Raw genomic sequence first — 9,769 nt, 5'->3', positions numbered from 1 at the left:
GGACCGAGCACGCACTTCCACCGGTCGATCTCGGAGTCGTTCTTCGTACTGGACGGGCAGCTGAGCGGCCCAGGCGGCTCCCGCCGCTCCGGCGCCCGCGCCGTCCTCGGGTCCGCGTCCGACGCCGGGCCCCAAGCCCGCGCCGCGTCCGGCCCCGGCCGCCCCGGAGTTCACCGCTCCGCCGTCGGCCCCCACCCCGGCCGCCGCGTCCGGCCCCAAGCCGGCCGGCGCCCGTCCCGGTGCCCCCAAGCCCGGCGGTGCCCGTCCGGGTGGCCAGGACCGTCCGGACCGTCAGGACCGTCAGGGCCAGCGCCCCGGTGGTCAGGGTCCGCGTCCCGGCGCTTCCGCGCCGCGTCCCGGTGCCCGTCCGGCCGGCCCGCGTCCGGGTAACAACCCCTTCACCTCCGGCGGCTCCACCGGCATGGCGCGCCCGCAGGCGCCCCGTCCGCAGGGCCAGCGTCCCGGTGGTGGCCCCGGTGCCCCCGGCGCCGGTCCCCGTCCCCAGGGTCCTGGTGGCCAGGGTGGCGGTCCGCGTCCGCAGGCTCCGGGCTCCCGTCCGAGCCCCGGCTCGATGCCGCGTCCGCAGGGCGGTGCCCCGCGTCCCGGCGGCGGTCCCGCAGGTCCCCGTCCGAACCCCGGCATGATGCCGCAGCGTCCCGCTGCCGGCCCGCGCCCGGGTCCCGGCGGCGGTCGCGGCCCGGCCGGTGCCGGTCGTCCCGGTGGTGGCGGCGGTGGCGGTCGTCCGGGTGGCGGCGGCGGCTTCGCCGGTCGTCCCGGTGGCGGCGGCGGTGGCGGTCGTCCGGGTGGCGGCGGCGGCTTCGCCGGTCGTCCCGGTGGCGGCGGCCCCGGTGGTGGCGGCGGTGGCTTCGGTGGCGGCGGTGGCCGTCCCGGCTTCGGTGGTCGTCCCGGTGGTCCCGGTGGCCGTGGTGGCACGCAGGGCGCCTTCGGTCGTCCCGGCGGTCCCGCGCGTCGCGGCCGCAAGTCGAAGCGGCAGAGGCGCCAGGAGTACGAGGCCATGCAGGCCCCGTCGGTCGGCGGTGTGATGCTGCCTCGCGGCAACGGCGAGAGCATTCGCCTGTCGCGCGGTGCCTCGCTCACCGACTTCGCGGAGAAGATCAACGCCAACCCGGCGTCGCTCGTCGCGGTGATGATGAACCTCGGCGAGATGGTCACGGCGACGCAGTCCGTCTCCGACGAGACGCTGGAGCTCCTCGCCGGCGAGATGAACTACACGGTTCAGATCGTCAGCCCCGAGGAGGAGGACCGCGAGCTGCTCGAGTCCTTCGACATCGAGTTCGGTGAGGACGAGGGCTCCGAGGAGGACCTGGTCGTCCGTCCGCCGGTCGTGACCGTCATGGGTCACGTCGACCACGGTAAGACCCGCCTGCTCGACGCCATCCGCAAGACGAACGTCATCGCGGGCGAGGCCGGTGGCATCACCCAGCACATCGGTGCCTACCAGGTCGCGACCGAGGTCAACGCCGAAGAGCGCAAGATCACCTTCATCGACACCCCGGGTCACGAGGCGTTCACCGCCATGCGTGCCCGTGGTGCGAAGTCGACCGACATCGCGATCCTGGTCGTCGCGGCCAACGACGGCGTCATGCCGCAGACGGTCGAGGCGCTCAACCACGCCAAGGCGGCCGACGTGCCGATCGTGGTCGCGGTGAACAAGATCGATGTCGAGGGTGCCGACCCGACCAAGGTGCGCGGTCAGCTGACCGAGTACGGCCTCGTGGCCGAGGAGTACGGCGGCGACACCATGTTCGTCGACATCTCCGCCAAGCAGGGTCTGCACATCGACTCGCTGCTGGAGGCCGTGATCCTCACGGCCGACGCCTCGCTCGACCTGCGGGCCAACCCGAACCAGGACGCGCAGGGCATCTCGATCGAGTCCCGTCTCGACCGCGGCCGCGGTGCCGTGTCGACGGTCCTCGTCCAGCGAGGCACGCTGCGGGTCGGCGACACGATGGTCGTGGGCGACGCCTACGGCCGGGTGCGCGCCATGCTCGACGACAACGGCAACAACGTCGCCGAGGCGGGTCCGTCGACGCCGGTACAGGTCCTGGGCCTGACCAACGTCCCGGGCGCGGGCGACAACTTCCTGGTCGTCGACGAGGACCGTACGGCCCGTCAGATCGCCGAGAAGCGCGCGGCGCGTGAGCGCAACGCGGCCTTCGCCAAGCGCACCCGCAGGGTCTCCCTGGAGGACCTGGACAAGGTGCTCAAGGCCGGCGAGGTCCAGCAGCTCAACCTCATCATCAAGGGTGACGCCTCTGGTTCCGTCGAGGCCCTGGAGTCCTCGCTGCTCCAGCTCGACGTCGGTGAAGAGGTCGACATCCGGGTCCTGCACCGCGGCGTCGGTGCGGTCACGGAGTCCGACATCGACCTGGCGATGGGCTCGGACGCCATCGTGATCGGCTTCAACGTCCGTGCGGCAGGCCGCGCGGCGCAGATGGCCGAGCGCGAGGGCGTGGACGTCCGCTACTACTCGGTCATCTACCAGGCGATCGAGGAGATCGAGGCGGCCCTGAAGGGCATGCTCAAGCCGGAGTTCGAGGAGGTCGAGCTCGGTACGGCGGAGATCCGCGAGGTCTTCAAGTCGTCCAAGCTGGGCAACATCGCGGGTGTTCTCATCCGCTCCGGCGAGGTGCGCCGCAACACCAAGGCCCGCCTCATCCGCGACGGCAAGGTCGTCGCGGAGAGCCTCAACATCGAGGGACTGCGTCGCTTCAAGGACGACGTCACCGAGATCCGCGAAGGGTTCGAGGGCGGTATCAACCTCGGCAACTTCAACGACATCAAGGTCGACGACGTCATCGCGACGTACGAGATGCGAGAGAAGCCGCGGGTGTGACAGCCAGTGGCTGACGGTGGCCGACGGGACTTGTGCCCGTCGGCCACCTCGGTTTGCCACGGGGCCGGCCATGTGCGGTCGGCCCCGGGTAAAACCCGGTCGAGCCCCCGGCAAGGGCGCGGTACCGTTCTTGATGTCCCCGCCCGTCCAGCCGGCGGGGCCGTCGATCCCGGACCGGCGGGTGAACCGGTGGCATACATGTATGTGGGGACGCTGTCCTTCGACCTCCTCCTCGGCGACGTACGGTCGCTGAAGGAGAAGCGCTCCGTCGTCCGCCCGATCGTCGCCGAACTCCAGCGGAAGTACGCGGTGAGCGCGGCCGAGGTGGACCACATGGACCTCCATCGCAGGGCCGAGATCGGCCTGGCGGTGGTGTCCGGCGACGCGGGGCACATCAGCGACGTGCTGGACCGGTGCGAACGGCTGGTCGCCGGGCGCCCCGAGGTGGAACTGCTGTCGGTGAGACGCCGCTTCCACGGCGACGACGACTGACCAGAGAACGTAGATCAGGAAAGAACGGGAGACGGACCAGTGGCCGACAACGCGCGGGCTAAGAGGCTGGCGGACCTCATCCGAGAGGTGGTGGCCCAGAAGCTGCAGCGCGGGATCAAGGACCCGCGGCTCGGCTCGCACGTCACCATCACGGACACCCGGGTGACGGGTGATCTGCGGGAGGCGACCGTCTTCTACACCGTGTACGGGGACGAGGAGGAGCGGGCGGCCGCGGCCGCCGGTCTGGAGAGCGCCAAGGGCATCCTGCGCTCCGAGGTCGGCAAGGCGGCCGGCGTGAAGTTCACGCCGACGCTCACCTTCGTCGCCGACGCCCTCCCGGACACCGCCCGGACCATCGAGGACCTCCTCGACAAGGCGCGCCAGTCCGACGAGAAGGTGCGCGAGGCCTCGGCGGGCGCCGCCTACGCCGGTGACGCCGACCCGTACAAGAAGCCGGGTGAGGACGAGGACGACACCAGCGCATGACCCAGAAGCACTCCACGCCCGACGGCCTTGTCATCGTCGACAAGCCGTCGGGCTTCACTTCGCACGACGTGGTCGCCAAGATGCGGGGCATCGCCAGGACGCGCCGCGTCGGCCACGCCGGCACCCTCGACCCGATGGCGACGGGCGTCCTCGTCCTCGGCGTCGAGCGGGCGACCAAGCTCCTCGGGCACCTAGCGCTGACCGAGAAGGAGTACCTGGGCACGATCCGCCTGGGCCAGACGACCGTCACGGACGACGCCGAGGGCGAGATCACGGGGTCGGTGGACGCCTCGAAGGTCACCCGGGACGCCGTCGACGCGGGGATCGCCAGGCTCACCGGCGAGATCATGCAGGTGCCGTCCAAGGTCAGCGCCATCAAGATCGACGGCGTGCGCTCGTACAAGCGGGCCCGGGACGGCGAGGACTTCGACATCCCGGCCAGGCCCGTCACCGTCTCGTCGTTCAGCGTGTACGACGTCCGGGGGGCCGTCGCCGAGGACGGCACCCCCGTGCTCGACCTGGTCGTCTCGGTGGTCTGCTCCTCCGGCACCTACATCCGGGCCCTCGCCCGTGACCTGGGCGCCGACCTGGGAGTCGGCGGCCACCTCACCGCGCTGCGCCGGACCCGCGTCGGACCGTACAAGCTCGACGCCGCGCGCACCCTGGACCAGCTCCAGCAGGAGCTGACCGTGATGCCGATCGCCGAGGCGGCCACCGCCGCGTTCCCGCGCTGGGACGTCGACGGCAGGCGGGCCCGGCTGCTTCTCAACGGTGTGCGGCTCGACATGCCCGACGAGTACACGGACTCCGGGGCGGTGGCCGTCTTCGATCCCGAGGGCCGCTTCCTCGCGCTGGTGGAGGCGCAGCGGGGCAAGGCCAAGAGCCTCGCCGTCTTCGGCTGACGCTCACCTTCGCCCGCCCGGGGAGCGGCGGCACAAAGCCCTGCGCTCCTGCCCGTGGAGCGGCGGTCACGGGGCCCTGCACTCCCGCCGCTCCACAGCCCCCATCGGTTCCCCCACCCCTAGGGTGTATCCAGCGACCCCGGTCCGTTCACCCGGCCGGGCGGGCGCTCGGAGTGAACCAGGGGAGTGCAGGGGGGCGCGTTCGTCCGGCGTGCTTTTTCCCTGATCATCCCGCCCCTACCGTCGATGCCGGAGCACATGTGTACGGCGGTACGGCGGGGAGGTTCGACCATGGCGCCACCGGACCGGCGGATCGCACCGCAGGACGGCGCGTCCGGCCTCCGCGACGACGTCCTCGTCCGCATCCACGACCTCGCCGGGCGCCCGCGCGGCACCGGCTTCGTCGCCGACCACCAGGGCACCGTCCTCACCAGTCACGAGGCCGTCGACGGTCTGGGGCGACTCGTCCTGCGCGCCGGAGCCCGCAGCTGTGTCGTCTCCGCCGAGGCGGTCACCTCCCTGCCGGAGCGGAACCTGGCTCTCGTGCATGCCGAGGAGCTGGGTGTGCGCCCGCTGCCGATCACCGTGCGGGACCGCGTCACGACCGGCACCTACGTGCGGATCGCCGCGGGCTGCTGGCGTGAGGCACGGGTGCTGGGAGCGGTGACGGGGGTGACGTACACGGCCACGGACCGCTTCCGGCAGCTCGACGACGTACTGCAGCTGGCGATCGGCACGGCCGGGCGGGACGCCCTGCGGCTGGGCGGCGGAGCGGCCGGGGGGCCGGTCGTCGACGCCGCCACCGGTGCCGTGGTCGCCGTGCTCGGCACCGCGCTGCACACCGGTCACCGCGACAGCGGGTTCGCCGTGCCGCTGCGGCCGGCCGAGAGCGGTCCGCTGGCCCGGGTGCTCGCCCGCAACGCGGCGACGGTGCCCGTCTACGGGGCGGATCTCAATCTTGGCGGGGTGCTTGAACTGGCGGCGATGTCGATAGGGGATGGCGCTTCGGGACGCGTCGAGGCTGTCGAACGGGCTGCCGCAGTAGGGGAGTTCGCCGCGTTCGCCGAGGGCCCGGCCACCGTTCTGGGGCTCGTCGGACCGCCCGGCAGCGGTCGTACGACGGAGCTCGTGGCGCTTGCCGCGCGGCGGCGCGGGGGTGCGGCACCGGCGCCCACGGTGTGGCTACGGGGGGCGGACCTCCGGGAGGGGGACGAGTCGGTCGCCGACGCTGTGCGGCGGGTGCTCAGCCGGGCGACGCGGAGTGTGGTCGTGTCCGGGGGCGGGGCCGCTGCGCGGGGAGGGAGTCATGACGGGGGCCTGCCCGAGGCCGGGGAAGCCCCCCTTAAAGACACCGATCCTGATCGCCTCGCCGCGCTGGCCCGGGCCGCCGGTCGCCCCCTGTTCGTGCTGCTCGACGCCCCGGAGGAGATGCCGGCGGAACTGGACCACCGGCTGAGTGCCTGGTCCCAGGGGACCGTGCGGTGGCTGCGGGAGACGGGGGCGCGGCTGGTCGTGGCGTGCCGGGCGGAGTACTGGGAACGGGCGGGAGCGGCATTCCCCGAGGAGTGTCTGCACCCCGGCGCCGGTCCCGTTGGCCTGCCACCCTGCGTGCCCCTGGGCGACCTCGACGACGACGAGGCCCACCACGCCCGCACCCGCTACGGCGTGCCCGACGGCGCCCTCGCCGCACCCGACGCCCGCCACCCTCTCACCCTGCGCCTCTTCTCCGAGATCCTCGCCACGATCCCCGACGCGCCGCGGTCCGCCCCTTTGGACCGGCACGACGTGTTCGCCGCCCACCTGGACCTGACGTGCCTGCGCGTGGCCGTACGGCTCGCGGCGGAGAACGGCCTGCGCGGCACCGCCGTACGCCGGCTCGCGGCGAAGGTGGCCGGTCAGGTGCACGAGGCGGCCCGGCGCAGTCTCGGGCCCGGACAGGGGGAGCTGACCGGCGCCGCCTTCGAGGACGTGTTCCCCCGGGGCCCGGCCCCGGCCCGGCTCGGCGGTGGCACCGGCTGGGCGTCCGCCGTCCTCGCCGAAGGCCTCCTCGTCCCCGCCGGCACCGGATACCGCTTCGCCGACGAGGAACTCACCGACTGGATCCAGGGCACCCACCTCGACCTGGACGAGGCCCTGCGCGCGCTGGTCCACCACCCCGCCCAGGCCTGCGAGCACCCGGACCCCGTGCCGCGCCATCGCATCGGCCCCGTCGTCCAGGCCCTGCTCCTGCTCGCCCGGCAGCACGGCACGCACCGGCTCGCCGTCCGCCTGGAGGAACTGCTCTGCGCCCTGGACGACGACCCGCACTCCTGGTGGGCTGCCCGGCTGCTCGGCGAGACGCTGCGCCGGGTGCCGGACGCCACGCCCTATCTGCGGGTGCTGCGGCTGCTCGCCGAGACGATCGTCGACTGGCAGCGGCAGGGACGGGCCGTCCCGGCGGAGTTCGGGCCCGCCTTCTGGGCGGAACCGGCGCTGAGCGGTGCCGAGCGTCTGGACCTGCTGCGCCGCCTGCTCCTCGCCGACACCGGCCCGGCCGGCGGCGGCCGGTACCTCGACGCGGCCGCGCAGCTGCTCGCCGCCGACCCCGCCGCCGTACAGCCGCATCTCGTGCGCTGGTTCGACGACGAGCGGGCGCTCCCCGCGGCGCCGCACGCGACCGTGGCGACGGCCGCGCAGGCGCTGCTGCACACGCATCGGCACCGGGCGCTGGACGACCTCACGGAGGTGCTGGCCGACAGCGCGCACCGGCGGGGCGACGAGCTGCTCGGCGTACTCGCCGAGGAGGAGCCCGCCGCCGTGTGCCGGGCAGTCGACCGGTGGGCGCACGACGAGCGGCCGGCGCGGCGTGCCGCTGCGGTGACCTACGGGCTGCGCGCCGCGCCCCACACCCGGGACGAGGCCGACCGCGAGCTGCTGCGTCATGCCGCCCTGGCCCTGCTCGCCCGCCCGGCCGGCGGGGCACTGCACGGCGGGGCACTGCACGGCGGGGCGCTCGCCCTCCTCGTACGCGATCCGCACACCCGGGCCCGTTACCTGCCACGGGCCGCCGGGCACTTCGCCGCCGGTGATCCACAGCTGCCCGCGAGTGCGCTGGCGACCGCGCTGGCGACCCATCCCGAGCCGGTTCTGGAGGCCTTCCGGACCCGGCTGCGGCGGGCGGACGCGGTGGAGGCGCTGTCCGTGCTCGCCGAGGCGCTGTTCGCGGGCGGTGGCGGGCCGTCGGCGGCCGGCGGCGCGGGGGGCCCGGTGCCGGCGCGAGGGGTCGCCGAGGTCGTCCGGGAGGCGGTGGCGCTGCGGGTGGGGTGGGCGGGGCCGGTGGCCGCGTATGTCGACGGGCGGCTCGACGTCGGTTGTGGTGGCGCCGAGGGGTCTCCTGAGGGTCCGCAGCCCGGCTGCACGTGCGGCGGCCGGTGCCGTGACGCCAGGACCGTACTGTTCTCGCTGGTCACCGGACTGCTCGACGGCGGGCCCGAGGAGTTGAGGGTGGCGCTCGCCGGCGTTCTCGCAGCGCCCGGCGCCCCCGCCTCCCGCGCCCTGCGCCGCGAACTGTGCGACTTCCTCCTCGTTCACGAGCACGCCGCGCCCGTTCTGGAAGCCTTGCTGCGGACGGCCGCGCGGCACGGCGGTGACCGACTGCGCGCCCTGGTCCATCGCACGGGCATGCTCCTCGTCCGCACCCCGGCGGGAGCCACTCGTTTCGACCGCACCCTGCTCGATCTGGGCCGCGAGATCCCGGGATTCGCGGCCCGCGTGGCGCACTGGCTGAACGACGCTCCGCAGGACTGGGCGGCGGTCGTCGGCCCCAGCACCCGCCGCATGATCGAGAGTCTGGCCGGCGTACGGATTCCCGCATGACCGTGCGAGCACACGTGCGTCCGGTCACAGCCCCCATGCCGGTGCGGGCCGAACCTCCTCGGCATGGCACCCTTAGACCTGCGTAAGAGGCATAGACGGACACGGGTTCGAGGAGCGGTCACAGTGCAGCGCTGGCGTGGCTTGGAGGACATCCCCGAGGACTGGGGGCGCAGCGTCGTCACCATCGGGTCCTACGACGGTGTCCACCGCGGACACCAGCTGATCATCCGGCACGCCGTGCAACGCGCCCGCGAGCTGGGCGTCCCCGCCGTCGTCGTCACCTTCGACCCGCACCCCAGCGAGGTCGTCCGCCCAGGCAGCCACCCGCCGCTGCTCGCCCCGCACCACCGCCGTGCCGAGCTGATGGCCGAGCTGGGCGTGGACGCGCTGCTGATCCTCCCCTTCACGGCCGAGTTCTCGAAGCTCTCGCCCGCCGACTTCGTGGGCAAGGTCCTGGTCGACAAGCTGCACGCCAAGGCGGTCGTCGAGGGCCCGAACTTCCGCTTCGGCCACCGCGCCGCCGGAAACGTCGAGTTCCTCGCCGAGCAGGGCAAGGTCTACGACTTCGAGGTCGAGGTCATCGAGCTCTTCGTGTCGGGCGAGGCGGGCGGCGGCGAGCCGTTCTCGTCGACGCTGACGCGGCGGCTGGTCGGGGCCGGGGACGTGGCCGGTGCCGCGGAGATCCTCGGCCGCCCGCACCGGGTCGAGGGCGTCGTCGTACGAGGCGCTCAGCGCGGCCGGGAGCTGGGCTTCCCCACGGCCAACGTCGAAACGCTGCCGCACACCGCGATCCCGGCCGACGGGGTGTACGCGGGGTGGCTGACGGTCGCGGGCGAGGCCATGCCGGCCGCGATCTCCGTGGGCACCAACCCGCAGTTCGACGGGACCGAGCGCACGGTGGAGGCGTACGCCATCGACCGCGTGGGGCTGGATCTGTACGGGTTGCACGTCGCCGTGGACTTCCTGGCGTTCGTGCGGGGGCAGGCGAAGTTCGAGACGCTGCAGGCTCTGCTGGAGCAGATGGCGGAGGACGTGAAGCGGTGCCGCGAGCTGGTCGCGGCGGCGCAGGGGTCTTCGTCGTAGGTGGACGTGTGACGTGTGACGTGTACTTGTGCGACGTCACTGTTACGACGTGAAGGGCGGCCGGTGCCTGCGGGGCACCGGCCGCCCTTCGTGT

General features: G+C 73.4%; 5 protein-coding genes and 1 pseudogene. All 6 read left to right on the top strand.

The genetic code is table 11. The features are described from left to right. A pseudogene (gene infB, locus AB0O67_RS22250) lies at positions 1-2,857 on the top strand (translation initiation factor IF-2); the annotation flags it as partial. 198 nt (positions 2,858-3,055) lie between these two features. Next, complete coding sequence (locus AB0O67_RS22245; RefSeq protein ID WP_365452583.1) at positions 3,056-3,349, top strand: DUF503 domain-containing protein; 294 nt, start codon at positions 3,056-3,058, stop codon at positions 3,347-3,349. Positions 3,350-3,388: 39 nt separating this feature from the next. Next, positions 3,389-3,835 (top strand): 30S ribosome-binding factor RbfA, encoded by a 447-nt coding sequence (gene rbfA / locus AB0O67_RS22240; RefSeq protein WP_365452577.1) that lies wholly within the window; start codon positions 3,389-3,391, stop codon positions 3,833-3,835. Further along, positions 3,832-4,737 (top strand): tRNA pseudouridine(55) synthase TruB, encoded by a 906-nt coding sequence (truB, locus tag AB0O67_RS22235; protein ID WP_365452575.1) that lies wholly within the window; start codon positions 3,832-3,834, stop codon positions 4,735-4,737. Before rbfA ends, truB begins: the two co-directional genes overlap by 4 nt. Positions 4,738-5,028: 291 nt before the next feature. Beyond that, on the top strand, positions 5,029-8,592 hold the full coding sequence (locus AB0O67_RS22230) for a trypsin-like peptidase domain-containing protein (protein WP_365452573.1): 3,564 nt from the start codon (positions 5,029-5,031) through the stop codon (positions 8,590-8,592). Positions 8,593-8,715: 123 nt separating this feature from the next. Next, positions 8,716-9,675, top strand: coding sequence for a bifunctional riboflavin kinase/FAD synthetase (locus AB0O67_RS22225; protein WP_365452571.1), 960 nt, complete (start codon positions 8,716-8,718; stop codon positions 9,673-9,675). Positions 9,676-9,769: the final 94 nt, after the last annotated feature.

This window comes from Streptomyces sp. NPDC086077 (assembly GCF_040686175.1).
Classification (GTDB): domain Bacteria; phylum Actinomycetota; class Actinomycetes; order Streptomycetales; family Streptomycetaceae; genus Streptomyces.
Note: the sequence above shows the minus strand (reverse complement) of the source record. Positions and strands in the feature narration are given on the sequence as shown.

What these genes read in the sequence shown, in the direction of transcription:
- AB0O67_RS22245 (WP_365452583.1), top strand. Translation starts at nt 3,056, where the DNA reads ATGTATGTGGGGACGCTGTCCTTCGACCTCCTCCTCGGCGACGTACGG.
- truB (WP_365452575.1), top strand. Translation starts at nt 3,832, where the DNA reads ATGACCCAGAAGCACTCCACGCCCGACGGCCTTGTCATCGTCGACAAG.
- AB0O67_RS22230 (WP_365452573.1), top strand. Translation starts at nt 5,029, where the DNA reads ATGGCGCCACCGGACCGGCGGATCGCACCGCAGGACGGCGCGTCCGGC.